Annotated in this window: 16 protein-coding genes; 11 read left to right on the top strand and 5 right to left on the bottom strand. The window is 47.4% G+C overall.

Annotation, left to right across the window (positions count from 1 at the left end; translation table 11 throughout):
• Positions 1-26 precede the first annotated feature (26 nt).
• Positions 27-1,145, bottom strand: a complete 1,119-nt coding sequence (gene asd, locus C9J01_RS13245) for an aspartate-semialdehyde dehydrogenase (protein WP_170114905.1) — start codon at positions 1,143-1,145, stop codon at positions 27-29.
• A 797-nt stretch (positions 1,146-1,942) separates the two neighbouring features.
• Between asd and nhaC the strand changes: the two genes are divergently transcribed.
• The 7 genes from nhaC (at position 1,943) to fldA (ending at position 12,370) form a co-directional block, all read left to right on the top strand.
• Complete coding sequence (gene nhaC, locus C9J01_RS13240) at positions 1,943-3,394, top strand: Na+/H+ antiporter NhaC (protein WP_107298626.1); 1,452 nt, start codon at positions 1,943-1,945, stop codon at positions 3,392-3,394.
• A 496-nt stretch (positions 3,395-3,890) separates the two neighbouring features.
• Positions 3,891-4,610: a nucleoside recognition domain-containing protein gene (locus tag C9J01_RS13235; RefSeq protein ID WP_107298625.1), complete on the top strand. Its 720-nt coding sequence runs from the start codon at positions 3,891-3,893 to the stop codon at positions 4,608-4,610.
• On the top strand, positions 4,610-5,074 hold the full coding sequence (locus C9J01_RS13230) for a YjiG family protein (RefSeq protein WP_107298624.1): 465 nt from the start codon (positions 4,610-4,612) through the stop codon (positions 5,072-5,074). Before C9J01_RS13235 ends, C9J01_RS13230 begins: the two co-directional genes overlap by 1 nt.
• A 79-nt stretch (positions 5,075-5,153) precedes the next feature.
• Complete coding sequence (locus C9J01_RS13225; protein WP_107298623.1) at positions 5,154-6,275, top strand: M20 family metallopeptidase; 1,122 nt, start codon at positions 5,154-5,156, stop codon at positions 6,273-6,275.
• Between the two features lie 443 nt (positions 6,276-6,718).
• Positions 6,719-8,068 carry a hydroxylamine reductase gene (hcp, locus tag C9J01_RS13220; RefSeq protein WP_039459247.1) on the top strand — a complete coding sequence of 450 codons (1,350 nt, stop codon included), beginning with the start codon at positions 6,719-6,721 and terminating at the stop codon, positions 8,066-8,068.
• 142 nt (positions 8,069-8,210) lie between these two features.
• Entirely contained in the window at positions 8,211-11,783 is a 3,573-nt protein-coding gene (nifJ, locus tag C9J01_RS13215; RefSeq protein WP_107298622.1) for a pyruvate:ferredoxin (flavodoxin) oxidoreductase, read from the top strand.
• Between the two features lie 98 nt (positions 11,784-11,881).
• Positions 11,882-12,370: a flavodoxin FldA gene (gene fldA, locus C9J01_RS13210; RefSeq protein WP_107298621.1), complete on the top strand. Its 489-nt coding sequence runs from the start codon at positions 11,882-11,884 to the stop codon at positions 12,368-12,370.
• A gap of 116 nt (positions 12,371-12,486) precedes the next feature.
• Here fldA and C9J01_RS13205 read toward each other — a convergent pair whose 3' ends face one another.
• From C9J01_RS13205 to yejK, 3 genes are all read right to left on the bottom strand, one after another.
• Positions 12,487-12,867: a nitrous oxide-stimulated promoter family protein gene (locus C9J01_RS13205; protein ID WP_237156963.1), complete on the bottom strand. Its 381-nt coding sequence runs from the start codon at positions 12,865-12,867 to the stop codon at positions 12,487-12,489.
• 160 nt (positions 12,868-13,027) lie between these two features.
• Positions 13,028-14,227, bottom strand: coding sequence for an Hpt domain-containing protein (locus C9J01_RS13200; protein WP_107298619.1), 1,200 nt, complete (start codon positions 14,225-14,227; stop codon positions 13,028-13,030).
• 203 nt (positions 14,228-14,430) lie between these two features.
• On the bottom strand, positions 14,431-15,444 hold the full coding sequence (gene yejK, locus C9J01_RS13195) for a nucleoid-associated protein YejK (protein ID WP_107298618.1): 1,014 nt from the start codon (positions 15,442-15,444) through the stop codon (positions 14,431-14,433).
• An 84-nt stretch (positions 15,445-15,528) separates the two neighbouring features.
• Between yejK and C9J01_RS13190 the strand changes: the two genes are divergently transcribed.
• Together C9J01_RS13190 and C9J01_RS13185 are read left to right on the top strand one after the other, a co-directional pair.
• Positions 15,529-15,747 (top strand): YejL family protein, encoded by a 219-nt coding sequence (locus C9J01_RS13190; protein ID WP_107298617.1) that lies wholly within the window; start codon positions 15,529-15,531, stop codon positions 15,745-15,747.
• A 49-nt stretch (positions 15,748-15,796) separates the two neighbouring features.
• Complete coding sequence (locus tag C9J01_RS13185) at positions 15,797-17,641, top strand: DUF3413 domain-containing protein (protein WP_107298616.1); 1,845 nt, start codon at positions 15,797-15,799, stop codon at positions 17,639-17,641.
• A 77-nt stretch (positions 17,642-17,718) separates the two neighbouring features.
• Here C9J01_RS13185 and C9J01_RS13180 read toward each other — a convergent pair whose 3' ends face one another.
• Positions 17,719-17,994 (bottom strand): hypothetical protein, encoded by a 276-nt coding sequence (locus C9J01_RS13180; protein ID WP_107298684.1) that lies wholly within the window; start codon positions 17,992-17,994, stop codon positions 17,719-17,721.
• Positions 17,995-18,117: 123 nt separating this feature from the next.
• Here C9J01_RS13180 and C9J01_RS13175 point away from each other — a divergent pair, with 123 nt between their 5' ends.
• The gene (locus C9J01_RS13175; RefSeq protein WP_107298615.1) at positions 18,118-18,813 is read left to right on the top strand and encodes an SDR family oxidoreductase; all 696 of its coding nucleotides are present in this window, start codon (positions 18,118-18,120) and stop codon (positions 18,811-18,813) included.
• Positions 18,814-18,986: 173 nt separating this feature from the next.
• The gene (locus tag C9J01_RS13170) at positions 18,987-20,069 is read left to right on the top strand and encodes a GGDEF domain-containing protein (RefSeq protein WP_107298614.1); all 1,083 of its coding nucleotides are present in this window, start codon (positions 18,987-18,989) and stop codon (positions 20,067-20,069) included.
• Positions 20,070-20,214 lie beyond the last annotated feature (145 nt).

Here is a 20,214-nt window from a genome sequence, read left to right as displayed (position 1 = left end):
AGGCCTTTGTTATATAAGTCTTAATCTTATTGCTTTTCAGCCAAGATGATTCGCAGCGTACGACGTAGTGGCTCTGCCGCACCCCACAATAGCTGATCACCAACAGTAAACGCATTGAGGTAATCATCACCCATTGCCAGTTTACGTAAGCGACCAACAGGAACCGACAGCGTGCCCGTTACTTTTGTTGGGCTAAGCTCTTGGACAGTCACATCACGGTCGTTCGGGATCACTTTAACCCAATCATTGTGCGAAGCGATAATCTCTTCCACTTCATCCATTGGCACGGCTTTTTTCAGTTTCAGAGTCAGTGCCTGGCTGTGACAGCGCATTGCACCGATACGTACACAAGTCCCGTCGATAGGAATTGGGTTGTTATCAAGGCCTAGGATCTTGTTAGTTTCTACTGAGCCTTTCCACTCTTCCTTGCTCTGGCCGTTTTCGCGTTTCACATCAATCCATGGGATCAATGAGCCAGCCAACGGTGCACCGAACTCAGAAGCTGGGAAGTCTTCAGAGCGCATAGTTTCCGCAACTTTACGGTCAATATCCAAAATAGATGTCGACGGATCAGCTAGCTCGCTAGATACCGCGTCATTAATTACACCCATCTGGCTGATTAGCTCACGCATGTTTTTCGCACCTGCACCAGAAGCCGCCTGGTAAGTTTGGGATGTCATCCATTCAACCAAACCAGCTTGGTACAAGCCACCTACAGCCATCAGCATTAGGCTAACTGTACAGTTACCGCCTGCAAAGGTGCTTACACCATTGTGTAGGCCCTGTTTCATCTGCTCGTAGTTAACCGGATCAAGGGCGATAATCGACTCTTCTTTCATACGCAGGGTAGAAGCCGCATCAATCCAATACCCTTTCCAGCCTGCTTGGCGTAGTGCTGGGTAAACTTTCTCGGTATAGCCACCGCCTTGGCAAGTGACAATCGCATCCAACTGTTTCAAGCGCTCAATATCAAACGCATCATGAAGGACACCGGCATCCTTACCAAAATTCGGAGCTGGGATCCCCACTTGGGACGTAGAGAAGAAAACAGGCTCAATCACATTGAAATCACCTTCTTCTACCATACGTTGCATCAGGACAGAGCCCACCATGCCTCGCCAACCCACTAATCCTACTTTCATCATGTGCACTACACTCCCTGATCATTGTTCTATCGGTATAACTATCAACATTACTGGTAGGACCTTTAACCAAGCAACAGGCGATAGTTATAACGACAGGCAGACCCCCATCTATAGTAATTTCAGCCACGAAACTCAAGCAGAAGTTGCAAAATTCCTGTAAAAAAAATCACCACCCTGTAAACAAAACCGCCGACATTTATTAAAGCTTGCGGTGAAGAACGCTAAAAAACCATATAACTTTTGGTGAAATTTCGGGCCAGAACACACTCAACAATCGTTCAAATGACCATCAAACACCAACAAAATGTATAATAATAAAGCCAAAAGGTGAAAATCCATTTAATCAGCAACTAACTTTTACCATTACTTATTTTGATCATTTCACCACACATTGATAACCTACCACAGCTCGCAATGGCAATGCTTAATTCTAGAATATCACCTTATTTGCGGTGATATCATCTACCCATTAATGGAATTACACACATGGAAACAATATGAAAGAACAGTCAAAAAACATACAAAGCACAAATTAAGCACGTCAATTTAACAACAAATTAAAATACAAGCGTACTTTTTTAAGGGCTTCCTGCATGATTTTGGATGAGATCACATCTATAGACATTTTTTATCGTGACCTCGAAAGCTATCCGCTAGAGTAGCGGCGAATCAATGCTATTACCCTTTAGCAGACCAATATGGTCATCAAAATTATTAGAAAATAATCCCTTAGGGTTGATAACACCTGTCCTAAGGCTATTCACAATTTACAGGCTCGAACTCACAAGGTTAGAAGTATGAACAAACAGACTGTGAAACTACCGTCGCTGACTCAGGTCTTTATTGCCCTCGGTATTTTTCTTGCGCTGGCTTTCTCTTTTACTGCGAAACTCGATTTACCTATCCAGCTTGCGCTTTATATCGGCTGGTTCGTCATCATGGCACTGGGCATCAAGCTTGGCCATGATTACAAATCGCTAGAAACCGCTGCGACTAAAGGCATTGCTAACGGCTTGGGCGCCGTTCTTATCTTGTTAGCGGTCGGTGCCCTCGTTGGTACCTGGATTGCCGGTGGTATTGTCCCAACCATCATTTACTATGGCTTGAAAGCCATCCACCCTTCAATCTTCCTGTTGGCGACTATGCTGATCTGTTCGATGACAGCACTGGCAACGGGGACTTCTTGGGGTGCGGCGGGTACAGCCGGTATCGCGATGATGGGTATTGGCCAGGGCCTAGGTATTCCTGCGCCAATGACAGCAGGTGCTGTCCTATCTGGCTGTTACTTCGGTGACAAACTATCACCACTATCAGACTCGGTAATTCTGGCTTCATCGATGTCGAATGTAGAAGTTGTGGAGCATATCAAAGGCATGCTGCCGATTGCCCTGATCAGCTACATCATTACCGGTATCCTGTTTACCGGTGTTGGCATTCACTACGCCGGCAATGTCGATATGTCTCAGGTTGATTCTGTTATCCTTGCAATGGACAAGCAGTTCGTGATCTCGCCATTCTCCTTTGTCCCGGTGATCATTGTGCTTGCCCTTCTGGCTTTGCGCCTACCTTCCTTCCCAGTTATCTCGCTAGGTTCATTGCTGGGTATCGTATGGGCGGTAATGGTTCAGGATATGGACCCACTTGTTGCCTTCAACACCGCTTGGGCACCTTTCTCGATTGACTCTGGCGTTGACTTCATTGATGCAATCCTCAACCGTGGCGGCATGTCATCAATGCTTGGCTCGGTGGCAGTGATCATATTCGGCCTTGGCTTCGGTGGACTACTGGATAAAGTTGGCGTCCTGCAGACTATTGCCAAGATTTTCGAAAAACGCGTCAACTCAGCGGGTAGCCTCTCGGTTTCAACTATTGCTACGGCCTTCCTAGGTAACGTTTTCGGTTCAGCGATGTATGTATCTCTTATCCTGACACCAAAAATCTGTGCCAAGAACTATGACCGTCTTGGCTACCAGCGCAAGAACCTGTCACGAAATGCAGAGTTCGGCGGTACGTTGACATCCGGTATGGTGCCTTGGAGTGATAACGGTATCTACATGGCAAGTATCCTAGGGGTCGCAACCTTCTCCTATGCACCGTTCATGTGGTTGAGCTTCGTTTGTATCATCGTCACGATTGTTTCGTCTTACATGGGTTGGTTCGTTGACCGCTGCCCACCAACAGCGACAGTGAGCGAAGAAGCTGAGGAAACAACTCCGCTATCCACCCAAGGACAGCAACAAACTGCATAATTTGCATAACTGCCACTTATGATTAATTCAAAGAGCGCCTTAGAGCGCTCTTTTTTGATCTGTAGTCAACAATATAGTTGTAAACAAATATTAATTGAACTTATACTAACAAAGCGCTATTAACACGCTAACTTATCATTCCTTTTAGCCTCAAAACACACGATAAAAACACTTAAACCACATTATGGAAATGATTAATTAATAATAAAAAAACAATTAATCATGCTTAAAAACATCTATTTTTAATATTAAAATTTGTGAATAGGATATTAATGTAGATCACGATCACAAATACTAGCCATTACCCCATTCGGATTAGCATTCAGTAGCACATATTGACCCCCGTCAATTATTTCCCCGATAAATCAGGGACAATGACCTCGTTTCTTATTTTGAGGGCTGTGTAACAGCGCTATTTGCAGTGAAAAGCTGTGAAGATTTGTTACAGATTCCTTATTTTGGCCAACCGGCCTTTTTGATTCCTAAGAGGTTACATATGAGCAATCCAGCAGAGAAAAACCAAAAGGTAACGATAGGTGCATATATTGCCCTAGCGTTCGCTTTTGTGTTCTTTTCAGGTCTACTACAAACCAATGAGTGGTACGGTGTATTTGATTTCAACACCCTAAACGGCTCTTTCGGTACCATGGCAAACACGGTAACAGCAGCGGCAGACGGTGCGGTTGAAGTTACCCAAACGACCATGCGCGGTACTGGCGGTAGCGGTGCACGTGACGGCTTCCTGTTTGCCCTAACACTTGTCCCTACAGTTATGTTCGCTCTGGGTATGATCAACGTCCTTGAGCACTACGGTGCCCTAGACGCTGCTCGTAAGCTGCTAACCCCACTACTACGTCCACTAGTTGGCCTTCCAGGTGATACTGGCCTTGCGCTAATCGCTTCTCTACAGAACACTGACTCAGGCGCATCAATGACCCGCCAGCTTCAAGAAGGCGGTCACATCACCCAACGCGAAACCGATGTGTTTGCGATGTTCCAGTTCTCTGCCGGTGCAACCATTGTTAACTTCTTCTCTTCAGGTGCGGTGCTATTCACCCTAACCTATGCTGACGGCAGCAACGCAGTAACCTCTTCAATCGGTCTGGCTGTAGTCATCATGTTCGTGATGAAGATTGTTGGCGCGAACATCTTCCGCCTATACCTAAAAGCCACTGACAAGAAAAACAACGTTTCTACTGAGAAGGAGACCGCATAATGTCTCAAGCAACTAAAAAACCAATGGTTACTGATATCTTCGTAGAAGGCGCGAAGAAAGGCTGGGCAATCTCGACTAGCTCAACAATTCCAAACGTACTGATGGCATTCGTGATCATCAAAGTACTTTCACTGACAGGTGCACTAGACGCAATGGGCGTTCTGTTCTCACCTATCATGGGCATCTTCGGCCTGCCTGGTGAAGCTGCAGCTGTACTAATCGGTGCCTGGATGTCTATGGGTGGTGCGGTTGGTGTAGTAATCACCCTGTTTGATGCTGGTATCCTTGACGGTAACCACATCGCTATCCTAGCCCCAGCAATCTACCTAATGGGTTCTCAGGTTCAATACCTTGGCCGTATCCTAGGTGTTATCGGCACAGAAGGCCGCCACATCCCTGTGATGGTTGCGATTTCTGTTCTGAACGCATTCGTTGCTATGTTCGTGATGAACATCCTAGTGTAAATCACTACCTCAAGGGGGCATATTGCCCCCTTTTTCCTGTCGCTATTCATACCCTATAAGGTTTCTCTCAGGAGCTAATATGAGTTTCTCACTGCAAGATTACTTGGAAGAACTACGCCCGCTGATCGATGTTGATTGCGGTACGCTAACCAAAGAAGGCATTGAAGTTATTGCCAACCAGATGGAACAAAAATATGTTGATCTGGGCTGGAACGTTAAGCGCATTGACTGCGGTATTGCCGGTACAGGTCTTGAAGTTCGCAACAAGCCTGACGCAGAGCAAATTGACGTGATGCTAATCGGCCACATGGATACTGTATTCCCTGTTGGCACTGTTGCTGCTCGCCCAATGACGTTTGATGACAAGCGTGCTTACGGCCCTGGCGTTTCTGACATGAAATCTGGTCTATTGAACGTTGTTTACGCCCTGCGTGAAATGGACAAGGAAACACTGGATAAGCTGTCTATCTGTGTATGCATGAACCCAGATGAAGAAATCGGTTCACTACACTCTGAAAAATGGCTAAAGAGCGTTGCGGTTAACGCAAAAAATGTACTGGTGGCAGAAGCTGCCCGTGCTGATGGCTCTTTGGTAAAAGCCCGTAAGGGTATGGCTCGCTACCGCCTGACTTTTGCAGGTAAAGCGGCACACGCCGGTAACGAACCACAAAATGGCCGCAGTGCAATCACTGAAATGGCAAACTGGATCCTAGCGATTAACGAGCTGACCAACTTCGAAAGCGGCACGACCCTAAACGTAGGTGTAGTGAAAGGTGGCGCAGGTGCCAACATCGTTCCAGACCACGCTGAAGCTGTTGTTGACGTTCGCTTCTGGGATAACGACGAATACGCTGCGGCTGATGCAAAAATCCGCGCGATGGCAGAAACGCCATTCGTTGACGGCGTAGCAATCACCATTGACCGTGAAGCACACAAACCTTCTATGGTTCCTTCTGAGAAAACAGAAGCACTGATGGCTTTGGTTGAAGAATCAGGTAAAGAACTGGGTATCGACATTACTTGGCAAGAAGTAGGCGGCGGCTCAGATGCCAACCTTACTGCGGTACTTGGTATCCCGACGCTTGATGGCCTTGGCCCTGCAGGTGCAGGCTTCCACAGTGCTGACGAATACCTTGAGCTTGAAACTATCGAGCCTCGTATCCAGTTACTTAAGAAAGTACTAGCTAAAATCGCGGGTTAATTAATACTAACTCACCGTTTTAGACAAAAGGGCGCTGCGGCGCTCTTTTTCATTCTGCCACTTAATCATTCAGCTCAACTTCCTCCAGCTTACTTCTTCGGGCACGTCAGAGCTTTTCTGTTTGCCCGGTATGCCTCCAAATGTTTCTTACGTACCTTTGCCATATGTGCTTGGGCAAATTGTGATTTTACTTTTAGAGAGGCACTCATAACCATTCCGTATACTTAAGTTGGCGTGGATAGGCTACAGACATACAAAACACCGTTCAATAGAGCAAACTCAATCAATACAATTCGATACAATAACCCTCTTCGTGCCACATAAGTGGCATTTAATATGGATGTTTTCTGCAAAACTGATCTTGATCAATGACGTTACTGCGCTTTGCCCTTATCCTCGTCCCATAAGTTGCAATATAAATACACCTTTAAAGGAATGCAATAATGTCGAACTTAGCAATGTTCTGTCACCAATGCTCTATGGCCCAGACTGGCGGCTGTGGTAGCACGGGTAAAACTCAAGGTACTTGTGGTAAAGATGAAAACCTTTCCCGCCTGCAAGATATTATGATTTTCGGCCTGAAAGGCCTTTCTGCCTACCGTACTCATGCCGATGATCTAGGTGCAGATACCAAGTCAGTTGATGACGTGATTGCCGAAACACTCTACTTCACGCTGACTAACGTTAACTTCAGTTTCGATCAGCATATCGCACAGCTAATGAAGATTGGTGGTGCCGGTAGCGAGATGATGTCTCGTCTTGGTGAAGCCCACCATGGCCGCTTAGGGATCCCTACTCCTGTTTGTGTGCCACAAAACAAAGCTGAAGGTAAAGGTATCCTAGTTACCGGCCACGATCTTGAACTACTAGAGCGCCTTTTGATTGCCACCGAAGGTAAAGGCATCAATATCTATACCCACTCAGAAATGCTACCTGCCCACGGCTACCCTGAGCTGCGTAAGTACAGCCACCTTAAGGGTAATATCGGTAAAGCTTGGTTCGACCAAAAACAACTCTTCCAGAAGTGGAACGGGACTATCATCGTTACCACCAACTGTATTGTCCCGCCAACTGGCCGTGCTGATTATGCAGACCGTCTATACAGCTATGGCATTGTGGGTATCGATAACTGCCGCCAGCTTGAAGATGATTTCGGTCCATTGATTGAGCAGACTTTGAGCCTGCCGGATATCGAAGGTTTCGAGAGCGAAGAAACCCTGATGACAGGCCATAACTACAAGACGATTCTTGGCTTGGCTCCACAGATCCTTGAAGCAGTTAACGAAGGCAAGATCAAACAATTCTTCGTTGTTGCCGGTTGTGATAAGCCTGGTAAGCCGAATGACTACTTCCGCGAGTTGGCTCTATCGATCCCGGACGATTGCATTATCCTGACATCTTCGTGCGGTAAGTTCCGTTTCAACGACCATGACTTCGGTACCGTTCCTGGCACAGAGATCCCACGTTACCTCGACCTTGGCCAGTGTAACGACAGCTACGGTGCGGTGATGATCGCACTAGCCTTGAGCGATGCGATGGGTGTGCCTGTCAACGATCTTCCAGTGAACATCGTTCTATCTTGGATGGAGCAAAAAGCGGTATTGATCCTGCTGGCGCTATTCAACCTAGGTATCCAGAACATCTACCTTGGCCCTAACCCGCCAGAATTTGTTAACGAAGATATCTTTGCCTTCCTGCAGCAGCAGTTCAACCTGCAGCTAACTGGCAATGCCAAAGATGATTTGGCTCGCATGCTGAACCCTCAACCGCAACTAGACGTGGTTGAAGTGTAAAACGGCAATCATGCCCTCGGGCCGGCCCTCTGCTACCCACTAGGGGTCGGCCCACCCTTAATTAAAACAATAACACAGCAACATGTTTGCCTGTGTCGATTACCTGCACCTGTTAAACAGGGCTTGCCCATTGGAGCCAGTCATGTCTACTCATCCACAAAGCCAATCGCAGTTTGTCACCATGGACGGCAATGAAGCCGCCGCATCAGTCGCTTACCGCTGTAATGAAGTGATCGGTATCTACCCTATCACCCCGTCTTCCCCGATGTCGGAAGCCTGCGAAACATGGGAATCCCAGCAAAAAGAAAATATCTGGGGCCAAGTCCCTCGCGTTATTGAAATGCAATCTGAAGGCGGTGCCGCCGGTGCGGTGCACGGTGCCCTGATGGCTGGCGCGATGTCGACTACCTTTACTTCATCGCAAGGGTTATTGCTCAAAATCCCTAACATGTACAAAATTGCAGGCGAACTCACCCCGTTCGTCATGCATGTTGCCGCCCGTACTCTTGCAACCCATGCTTTGTCTATTTTCGGTGATCACTCAGATGTGATGGCAGTTCGCCAAACAGGCTTTGCCATGCTGGCAGCAGGCAGTGTGCAGCAAGCCCATGACTTTGCGCTTATCAGCCAAGCTGCAACATTGGAAAGCCGTGTACCCTTCGTGCACTTCTTCGATGGCTTCCGTACCTCGCATGAAATCAACAAAATCAAAGTGATTGATGACGCGACGTTACATGCCATGATAGACAACGAGCAAGTCAACGCCTTCCGTGAACGCGGCCTGACCCCAGATGCCCCGAGCATCCGCGGTACCGCACAAAACCCAGATACCTTCTTCCAGGCTCGTGAAGCTTCAAACCTGTTCTATCAAGCCTGCCCTGATATCGTGGCAGACAAAATGGCACAGTTTGCTGAATTAACTGGCCGCGAATATCGCCCGTTTGACTACTACGGCCACCCACAAGCTGATGACGTCATTGTCGTAATGGGCTCGGCGTCATCGACGGTAAAACAAGCCGTTGACCACCAGCTAGCTCTCGGCCAAAAAGTCGGTGTCATTACCGTTCACTTGTATCGCCCGTTCTCGCTATCACATTTGATTGCCGTTTTACCGACTTCGGTGGCTCGTATCGCAGTGCTTGATCGCACCAAAGAGCCGGGCGCATTGGGCGAGCCGCTTTACTTAGATGTCATGGCGGCCTTACAACAGGCTGTTGCCAACCAGCAATTCCCGCACATGCCTGTGATTGTCGGTGGCCGTTATGGCTTGTCGTCCAAAGAGTTTACCCCGTCCCATGCGGCAGGCATTTTCAACGCCATGCTTGAAGGTCAAATCAGGCATCCGTTTACAGTGGGGATCATCGATGACATCACTCACTTATCCCTACCTCAACCGAATACTATCGACATTGAGCCTGCGGGGCGTCTGCGGGCGCTGTTTTATGGCTTGGGTGCCGACGGAACCGTCAGTGCCAACAAGAACACTATCAAGATTTTGGGTGAGAATACCCCGTTGCACACGCAGGGATATTTTGTCTACGATTCAAAAAAATCAGGCGGGATCACCACCTCGCATCTGCGTATTGATAGTCAATCCGTCGAAGCGCCATATCTGATTGAACAGGCCGACTTTATTGCTTGCCACCAATTCCAGTTTGTCGACAAGCTGGAAATGTTCGAAAAAGCAGCGCCCAAAGCGACCCTGCTCCTAAACAGCCCCCATGATGCTGACAGTGTTTGGCAGCACCTCCCACGGGAAGTGCAGCAGGTGATCATCGGCCGCCAATTGAAGCTGTATGTCATTGATGCAGTTAAACTGGCCCGGGAGCTTGGCCTGAAAAACCGCATCAATACCATTATGCAGGCAGGCTTTTTCGCCCTCAGCAACTTGATGCCACTTGAGGACGCCCTTTCTCAGCTAAAGACAGCTATTGAAAAAAGCTACAGCAAACGTGGCCCAGCAATTGTTGAAGCCAACCATGCTGCGGTAGATGCGGCGGTTGCACATATTCAGTCTGTGGCGATTCCGGATGAAGTCACCAGTGTTTTCCGTCGCCCACCGGTCGTCAGTGAAAATGCACCGGACTTGGTCAAGCGTGTTAGCGCCATGATGATGGCAGACAAAGGTGACCAACTGCCTGTCAGTGCTTTCCCCGTTGATGGCTGCTGGCCGACAGCAACAACCCAGTGGGAAAAACGTAACATTGCTCAGGAAGTCCCAGTATGGGAAGAAGATCTGTGTACCCAATGCAATATCTGCACCTTGGTGTGCCCGCATGCTGCAATCCGAGCCAAAACCGTTTCCCCGGGTGAATTGGTTGATGCCCCTGACGGTTTCAAGCATACCGACTATAAACAGCGTGACTTCAAGGGCCAAGCTTATACCTTGCAGGTCTCTCCAATGGACTGTACCGGCTGTAACCTATGCACTACGGCATGCCCTGCCAGTGACAAAGACAACCCAGCCCGTAAGGCAATCAACATGGTGCCGAAGCAGGAGGTTATCGAACAGCAAAGCACTAACTATGAGTACTTCTTGCAACTCCCAGAAGTGGAGCGCATTGATATCAAACGTATCGATGCCCGCACCAGCCAACTGCTGCAGCCACTGTTCGAGTACTCTGGCGCCTGCTCGGGTTGTGGCGAGACATCTTATGTCAAATTACTTACCCAGCTATTCGGTGACCGCTTGCTGATCGCCAATGCAACTGGCTGTTCATCTATCTATGGGGGTAACTTACCGACCACACCGTACGCCGTTAACAGTGACGGACGTGGTCCGGCTTGGGCTAACTCGCTCTTTGAGGACAATGCCGAATTTGGCTTAGGCATGCGCTTGGCACTGGACAGCAAGCGTAACAATGCCCTGTCACTGCTTGAAAATGCCCGCGATATTATTCCGGCAGAGTTGATCGAGCAGATCCGTGAAGATGCCTTCGACAGTAGTGAAGCTGCCGTTGTCCGCCAACGTGGCAACCTTACCCGCTTGCGTGCTGCTCTACCTTACTCAATGCGCCAGCTTGACACTTGTGCCGACGACTTGGTGGCGAAAAGTAACTGGATTGTCGGTGGTGACGGCTGGGCCTATGACATCGGTTATGGCGGCTTGGACCATGTGCTTGCCGGCGGCGATAACGTCAATGTACTGGTCATGGATACCCAAGGCTACTCCAATACCGGCGGCCAACAGTCAAAAGCTACCCCAACAGGGGCAGTCGCCAAATTCGCCACCCAGGGTAAAACCAGCCAAGGCAAAGATTTGGCGCTCAACATGATGATGCATGGCAATGTCTACATCGCCAAGATCGCACTGGGTGCCAACATGAACCAGACCATCAAAGCCCTGCAGGAAGCAGAAGCCTATCCAGGCCCATCTTTGGTGATCGCTTACTCGCCGTGTATTACCCATGGCTTTGACATGGCAGAAGGCGTCGAGCACCAGCAGTTGATGGTAGATTCGGGGCTATGGCCACTGTTCCGCTTTGACCCGCGCCGGATTGCCAAAGGCCGTGCCGCGCTGCAGATGGACTCTAAGCCAGCCAAGAAAGATATCGAAGAGCTAATTGGCCGGGAAGCGCGCTTTACCCAAATAAAGCGCAAAGATCCGCAGCGCTACGAGCAGAACCTCGCCCAACTTCGTCAGCAAGTTAGCCACAAACACCAACTGCTTGAGCAGTTGGCGCAGTGGAAACCAGCGCAAGAAAAAAGCGAATAACACCATTTATTTCATACAGCACTCAACAAGAACACAAAGCGGCTGGAGGCAAGGTTTACCCAACAACCAGCCGCAAAAAATAGTTAGGAGACCCTATTATGGCTAACATCGGTATTTTTTTCGGTAGCGATACCGGCAACACAGAAAAAGTGGCAGAGAAGATCGCTTCTAAGCTGTCTTTAGAAGCGCAGGACATTGCAGGCAACAGCAGCGAGATCTTTGATGACTATGATTTATTGATCCTAGGTACCCCTACTGCCAACTATGGTGAAATGCAACCAGACTGGGATTACTTTGTCCCTGAACTAGAAGACGCCGACCTCAATGGCAAAAAAGTAGCGCTATTCGGCCTGGGCGATCAGATTGACTACCCAGATAGCTTTCTTGATGCCATGGGCGAGTTGGCCGAAATGGTGGAAGAGGCTGGCGGTACACTAATCGGTGAATGGCCGACTGATGGCTATGAGTTCAACGACTCCCGTGCAGTCAAAGAAGGAAAATTTGTTGGCCTGGCGCTTGATGAAGACCGTCAACCAGAACTTACGGATGATCGTATTGCCACTTGGTTAGCTTCTCTGGGCCTATAGGCGTTAATTTCCCTACTGAACAAAAGAACAAAGGCTGCATCTTCTCGGTGCAGCCTTCTCTGATCTGGGTATTACGCCGATGCGCACACCATTATTAATGGTTTTAGCTAGAGCGGTTACTGTTGCAACGAAGAAGAGGAAGTTTCGACGCTTTCGCCACGGCGCATGCAGTCGAATTTAAACTTTAGGGTTTGCAAAGGACGCCGCCATACCAATTTCGGCATAGCCCATCGCAGCACATGGTTAAAGTGCAGGCGCTTGGCAGGCTGGTAGCAGTGGCTTTTACACTGGATACAGTTTGGCTTTTCATTACCAAGTCGGCATTTTTCAACGCGGTGTTCAACATATTTAATTAGCCCTTCACATTCAGGGCACATAATGGCACCACGGTGCAGCGTTTTACAGTAAAGGCGAATCATCGCCTTTGCAGTATCCAACTCACGCTGCTGACGAGCTGGACTAGAAGTTTGAGAGATCATAGTGGCGCTATTATCCACTGCCACCCCGGCATTTATATGATCTCGATCAAGTCAGGCTAGCGAACAAACAAATCACTCAGCTAAATTGCGACGCACCAAAATAAAATCCTGCTAACAATCTTTGCTTTTTCCCTACAGTACCCCAAAAGATTTACGTCTAACGACGTAGCAAAAAGTACTATGCCCCTATTGCTGACTTAGCAAGGTAAGCCTCAGCACTCGCGATGGTCTGGTTCAAGGTTTGCTCTATTGCTCGACATTCTTCAACCGATACTGGCTCATTTTGCTTAAATTTAGCCTCAGCCACACCACAGCATTCACGTAATGGCCTTGCACTGAGGTTTGCCGCGACCCCCTTCAACGCATGGACAATGTTAAGTGCATGATCTTGCTGACCGGGCTCCGAAACCGCCGCAACCAAGACCTGCCCTTTGCCGGCATTGTCCTCGATGAAAATCTCCAGCAGCATACAGACAGTGTCCTCATCACCATCCATCGCTTCCCGCAATGCATTCACATCAAGCCAATCAGAAGACAGCGTTGCCCCAGGTTCTTCACCTAATCTGGAGTGCTCTGCTATTGTCGCCTCTTGCTTACTTGCATTGAGTTCAGTAGCGGCGTAATTAGAAACCTCTTCATGATGGCTTGCCTCTTCTGATTGTTCACCCAGAGAAGAGTCTTCCTGAGTAGGATGGCGGGACTTAATCTCCGCACTTTCATCCATAAAAGCTTGTATTGCCAATGCTGCAGGTGTGAACACCATCTTCAACAACTCACCAAGGTTTTCTAGCTTTTCACTATTAGCCTGGTTCTTTGCTTCGTGTTCAATCTGTTCGGCCAAGGCATGAATTTGCTCAGTGCCCAAGCTGGCTGACACCCCTTTCAAGCTATGCGAAATCATTTGTACCTGATCTAAATCTCCGGCCTGGAGGGCCTTTACAATCTTATGGCCGTCATCAAGGTGCTCATCAACAAACACTTCCAATAACATAGTGACCATATCACGGTCGCCATCCATGGTATCAAGCAGGTATTCGGTATCAAAGACCACCATGGCTTCCACGTCAGCAGATAAGCTTAATGGCTTAGATACAGGCTCAACAGATTGGTTAAGCTCGAACGCCGATTCAGAGGAAGCTTCCAAGTCAATTTTCGTATCTCCTTTGCTCTTCACCAACTGGTTATACCCAATACCCAGAGCTGCCACCAGCGCCATAACAGAAATGGCTATCAATGAATAACCTATAACACCGGGCATGGTAGCGCCAAGATAAAGACTCGGCAGCGCAACGACAATTAAGCAGATACCAATCAAACTTGCCGCAGAATGGCGAGAGGGCTTGGGGGTAGTAGAACCTTTACCGGAAGCGTTTGTCATGGTCACTCCTTTCCATTTCACCAATGGTAAAACACCTCAACCTTGGTATGGAAATGTATTCACTTAAGTACTAAAAGACATACAAAAACTGTAGGCAAAAAAATTAGAGAGGTACAACCAAAATCAGAGTTTGCTTCCAAAATATGCAACAAAACACTCAACAAAAAAAGGGCAACTCAGAAAGCTGCCCTTTTTACAATATGTTAGCTGTCGCTATTAAGTCGACGCAACAGCTGATCTTTTAAGTTTGGAGGGGTACCTTTCAAGGTCAAGGTATCCGTATCAGCATCATAGAAGATGCGCTCACCAAGCAGCATACCATCAAAATTGATGGTCACCCCACCGCCAGAGCCAACAAACTTAGTAAGCTTACGCATTGCGGTGCGATCTGCAGGGAAGCTCTCTTCCAACTCATAACCTTGTTGAGAAGTGAACTGATAGAAGTCAGTACCGTCTTCTGATTCTGGAAGCTCGGCAGCCAGCTCTTTAACGGTGACTTCATCACCAGCTTGTAGCTGGCTATTGCAGTAGTCATACACTTGCTTGCGGTATTCCTGCTTCTCGTCTTTATCCATTCTTGAATCAGCACAGAAATCTTCCACGGCTTGCATCAGAACCTGATTTTGTTCTTTAACATCCAAACCCACTTCCGCTTGAAGGAAATCTAGGAAGAAATCAGCGATCTTACGGCCCACACGCCCTTTGATATAAGTGAGGTAGCGGTTAGAGTCAGCATCGGTCTCCCATGAAGACAAATCGATACGGGCAACAATATCCATCTTCGAGACGTCCAGGTAGTCCGTCGCACTGATATCAAGCTGCTCGGTAACCTTCATACTGTGGCAAGTCGGCAGTAGGCCGATAAATAAGTAGTCAGTGGCCAAAGATTGGTATTCAGCAATCACCAGCGTACCGGTTTCGGCAAACGGGTATTTCGCCAACTCCGTTTGCAGGCGCTGGGCTGATTGGTTAGAAAATGTAAGAAAGTCCAACTCACCGCGACGGGCCTGTTTCAGCCAGTGGCCAAATTCGCTATCGTCGGAGAAGTGGCCAAACCCTTTGGCCCCTTTGCTGCTGTATACACGGTGAAGCTCGGAGACCAGTTCTTCTGTTGCCGTGTTATTTTCAAGGGATTGTTTTCGTAGATGAATTTCCAATTCATCGTTTTCATTCTTAACAATTTGGTGAAGAATGACATTGGAAAGCGTGAGACTCATAATGGAAAAATTTCAGTAATTCTAATGTGTAGGTTATTATAAGTCGCTTTCCTTAACATTAAACAAGATTAAACAAGACTTCCTATGCCAATTACTTCAAAATACACCAATAAAAAAGTTGAACAAATCATTGAAGATATGTTCGATGTATTAGAGAAGCATGATGCTTCTGCAGAACTTGCACTGATGATCGTAGGCAACATCGCCACTAACATCATCAATGCTGACGTTCCTGCATCGCAAAGGAAAGCTATTGCAGACAAATTTGCACACGCGCTGCAATCTTCCATCAAAGAAGATTAATCTTGTTGCTTGTGACAGAGCTATATAGGACTGGGAAACACTGACATCTATGGTCTCCAGCGGTAACAATTACAAAGACAAAGTCTCTCAGCTTATCAGCTGGGGACACTGGTTCAGTTTTTTCAATATCATCGCTGCCATGCTTTTGGGTACGCGGTATATTGCCCATTCTGAGTGGCCGGCGTCCCTGCTCGGCCAACTCTACCTGTTGACAAGCTGGGTAGGCCACTTCGGCTTTTTGGTGTTCGGGTTCTATATCCTCATCCTGTTCCCAGCTAGCTTCATTATCCCATCACAACGCCTAATGCGGCTGTTTGCAGTGTTAGTAGCCACCATTGGCCTAACCGCTTTGCTGCTTGATACCCATGCCTATGAATCCCTTGAGCTCCATTTGAGCCCATTGGTCTGGGATCTTCTCCTAAGTGGAGAGCGCACCGAACTCAATGCCCGCTGGCAATATTTGTTTATTACTGTCCCGGTAATCTTCCTGCTCCAGTTGGTTCTATCCGAGTGGCTGTGGCGCAAGCTTAGAAAGCTGACCCGCAAGCATGTTGGGGTCCCTATCGCTACCGTCTTTGGGATCTGCTTTATTAGCAGCCACTTGATGTACATCTGGGCTGATGCCAATTTATACCGCCCAATTACTGCCCAACGCTCTAATTTCCCGCTGTCTTACCCAATGACGGCGAAAACTTTCATGGAAAAGCATGGCTTGCTTGACCGTGAAGAATATACCGAACGCCTCAATGCCCAGGGGATAGAGGCCAGCGAACAGCTGCGTTACCCGCTGGAAAAAATGGCCTTCGACGATCCTGGCACTGGCAAAAACCTGTTGGTTGTCATGATTGATGGCCTACGCAGCGATATGGTAGAAGCCGACACCATGCCTTACCTATCAGCGTTTGCCAGCCAGAATCTGAATTTCGAAAACCACTACAGCAGTAGCAACGAGAATACGGCAGGCATTTTCGGCTTGTTCTATGGGTTACCGAGTAGTTATATCAACAGCGCACGTTCAAGCAATACCAAGCCACTTGTGGTGAGTACTCTTGAAAAACGTGGCTACCAGTTTGGCTTATTTGGCAGCGATGACCTGCTGCAGGACCCGATTTATACCGAAGCCATTTTCAGCGGTCTACCACTCGAAGCAATGGCAGGAATCGCTCAAGATACCGAGGTCGTGGAAAGCTGGGCAAACTGGCTTGAAGCTAGAGATAGCGACAAACCTTGGTTTAGTTATATTGAGCTAAACTCGGTTCAAAACTTCGAAGAAGGCGGTGACTACACACCAAGATTCGAACCGTCACTAGGCTCTAACAACATATCAGGACAAGACACAAACCTGATCCTGAAGAACAGTTACCGAAATGCTGCTTATTTTATCGATGAGCAACTGATCCAGATCTTTGACCAGTTGGTGCAGCAGGACGCTTTGGACGATACCATCGTGATTATCACCGCAAACCATGGTACGGAGTTCAACGAGACTGGCAGCAACAGCTGGGGCGCGAACAGCAACTACAGCCAATACCAACTCAAAGTGCCTTTGGTTATTCATTGGCCGGGAAGTGTCTCCTCAGTCAGTGACAGGCTCACCAGCCACTTGGATATTGCGCCAACGCTGATGGAAGCATTACTCAATACGACGACACCAGCAAGTGCATACAGCAGCGGCAGTAGTTTGTTTACCGGTTCATCCAAGCGTCGCTGGATCCTAGCTGGCAACGAAAGGGATATTGTAATGATCCAGCCGACATCCACCACGGTGATCGATCAATACGGCAACTACCTGGTATATGACCAAGACTACAAACGATTGGATGCTGCCAAGCCCAAGCTCTCTACCCTGATGCAGGCCATGCACGAGATGAAGCGCTTCCACCAGGCACACTAACCACACTGATTATCTAGAAGGGAGGGCAGCCATTTGGCTGCCCTCTTTGTTTTTGCCCCGGTATAGGGAAACCTTGTTCAGAGATATTCTTTATTATCGGCATAGCATTGGTCATAGCCATCATGCCAGCCATAGGCATATTTGTTATCTGCTTCCATCCTTTCAGGGTCCTGCCTGAATCCATCCAGATGAGTCGATGGCTCGTTCTTGCGGCTAAAGCAGCCATCTTGGTACCCATCCAGGTAAGGACGGGTAAACCCTAAATCAGACAACGTCTCATGGCGGGTCTCGGCACACCCCAAAAGAATGATACAAAAAAGCGATAGTCCCGCAAACTTCAGTAAAAAAGTCATAAACATCCGTATATGAATATAAACACCTAAAATGTAGCGGAGTACACCTTTATCGCCTGTCTTAGTTTCGATACTTCCGCTATCTTATAGCTCAAAGCAATTAGGGTTTTCGAGGAAGAAATAATGAACAAAACCGTCTTAATTACCGGCGCAAACCGTGGTGTCGGGCTGGCGTTAACCGTGGCTTACCTTGAAGCCGGTTGGCAGGTCTTTGCAACCTGCCGCGATATAGCCAATGCCGAAGAGTTAACCCACCGGCAAGATGTTTTTCCAAACCTGACTATTGCCGAACTTGATGTCACTGATCACCAAGCTATCATGCACCTCGCCCAATCCATGGAATCTGTGAGCTTAGATTTGCTTATCAACAATGCCGGTTACTACGGCCCCAAAGGATATGGGTTTGGCAACACCGATGCAGATGAATGGCGTAAAGTATTCGAAATCAACACCATTGCCCCTCTGAAAATTGCAGAAGCCTTTTACCCCCAACTCAAGCAAGGTACACCCGGTGTACTTGCCTGCCTTTCTTCCAAAGTCGGCAGCACGGCTGAGAATACCAGTGGTGGCGGATACATCTACCGCTCTTCAAAAGCTGCGCTGAACTCAGTGGTAAAAAGCCTATCCAATGATTTGCTACCAGAAGGCATCATTTCCATTGCCCTCCACCCAGGCTGGGTACAAACCGAAATGGGCGGGCCAAATGCCCTCATCGATAGCCAGACTTCAGCCCTTGGGTTGAAAAAAGTGATAGACAACCTAACGCCCGCCGACTCAGGCTTGTTTATGGATTATCAGGGCAATTATTTACCTTGGTAAAGGTATATTGAGGCTTGGCGTAAAAGCCAAGCTCTACATTTAATATTTAATGCGATTTGTTCGGCAAAAAAAACTTGCCTCAAGTTTACTTTGCTAAATACAGACTAAACTAGCCTGCAGGAGAGTCTGATATAACATAACTACCGTTCAACCTGTGAGGATAGACAAGTTTAATGGAGTACTACAGCCGCTTAAAAAAAATAAAGCAACAATCAGTTAGTAGGATCTTTTATTCATTACTTGTACTCGTTGCTCTAGCAACACCGCTGTCATTATCACGCTGGGTGACAACAGGCTTCCTGCCTATCTATTCCATACATATCGTAGTTTTTCTTGCTGCCATAATCCTTTTTTTTCAGCGGGCCAAAACACCAATATTCGTTATGGAAATCTTTCTGGTTGTATGTAGTATGACGATTGGTCTGGGGACAACACTCACGTTCGGTATTTCTGCTAACACCGCAAGTATGTTTATGTTTTTGCTGCTTGTCACCAGTATCAGGCGAACTAAATTCGAGATGCTTATAATTAGTGGTTTATATTTAGCTGTTGTATCTGTAATTGGTTACCTCTTTACTGACGGGTATTTAACGCCTCGAGTAGAACACGAAATAGCCCTATCGCAGCCAGTAACATGGATATCACACCTTCTGATTATGGTCATTGCTGGCTATGCTGCTATCGACGCAATTTTAAAATTAAATGAAGTGAAATTATCTCTTTTAAATAATATCTCCAAACAAAAACTGCAGATTGAACACCTTGCCAATCATGATAATTTAACTGGGCTACTTACACTAAGGGTGGCAAACGACCGTTTGAAAGCGGCCATAAATAAAGCTAACCGTAATCAAGAGATGTGCTTCCTTCTATTCTTGGACCTTGATGGCTTTAAACTTATAAATGATAAGTACGGCCATGATGTTGGAGATAAGGTTATTCAAACTGTTGCGAAAAGAATGCTTGCAGTCACACGCCATACAGACAGTTGCTGCCGGATAGGAGGCGATGAGTTTTTAATCATTTTACCTGGCGTAAAAGATAAAACGATTGTAGTTAAAATATGCCAAAGGATCATTGAAGAAACAGTTAGCCCGATCTTTATTGGCGGTGACAAAGTTACTGTTGGTGTCAGCATTGGTGGTGCCAATTTCCCAAATGATGCGGTTGATTCAGACTCTCTCAAAAAACTTTCCGACATGAGAATGTACAAAGTAAAAGAAACGGGTAAAAACAATTTTTCACTGTGCGACTGAGTCAAAATATCTGGCACTAATTTCAGTAATAGAAAGATCTCATTCTCCCACTTGCGTTCAAGAAAGATAAGTCGCGCAGGGACTTCCTGTAATACTGCTATAGCTTCCCATAACCACTCGCTGAGCGAATTGACAATTACACCAC

Origin of the sequence: Photobacterium rosenbergii (assembly GCF_003026455.1) — a bacterium.
In the GTDB taxonomy this organism is placed as follows: domain Bacteria; phylum Pseudomonadota; class Gammaproteobacteria; order Enterobacterales; family Vibrionaceae; genus Photobacterium; species Photobacterium rosenbergii.
Note: the sequence above shows the minus strand (reverse complement) of the source record. Positions and strands in the feature narration are given on the sequence as shown.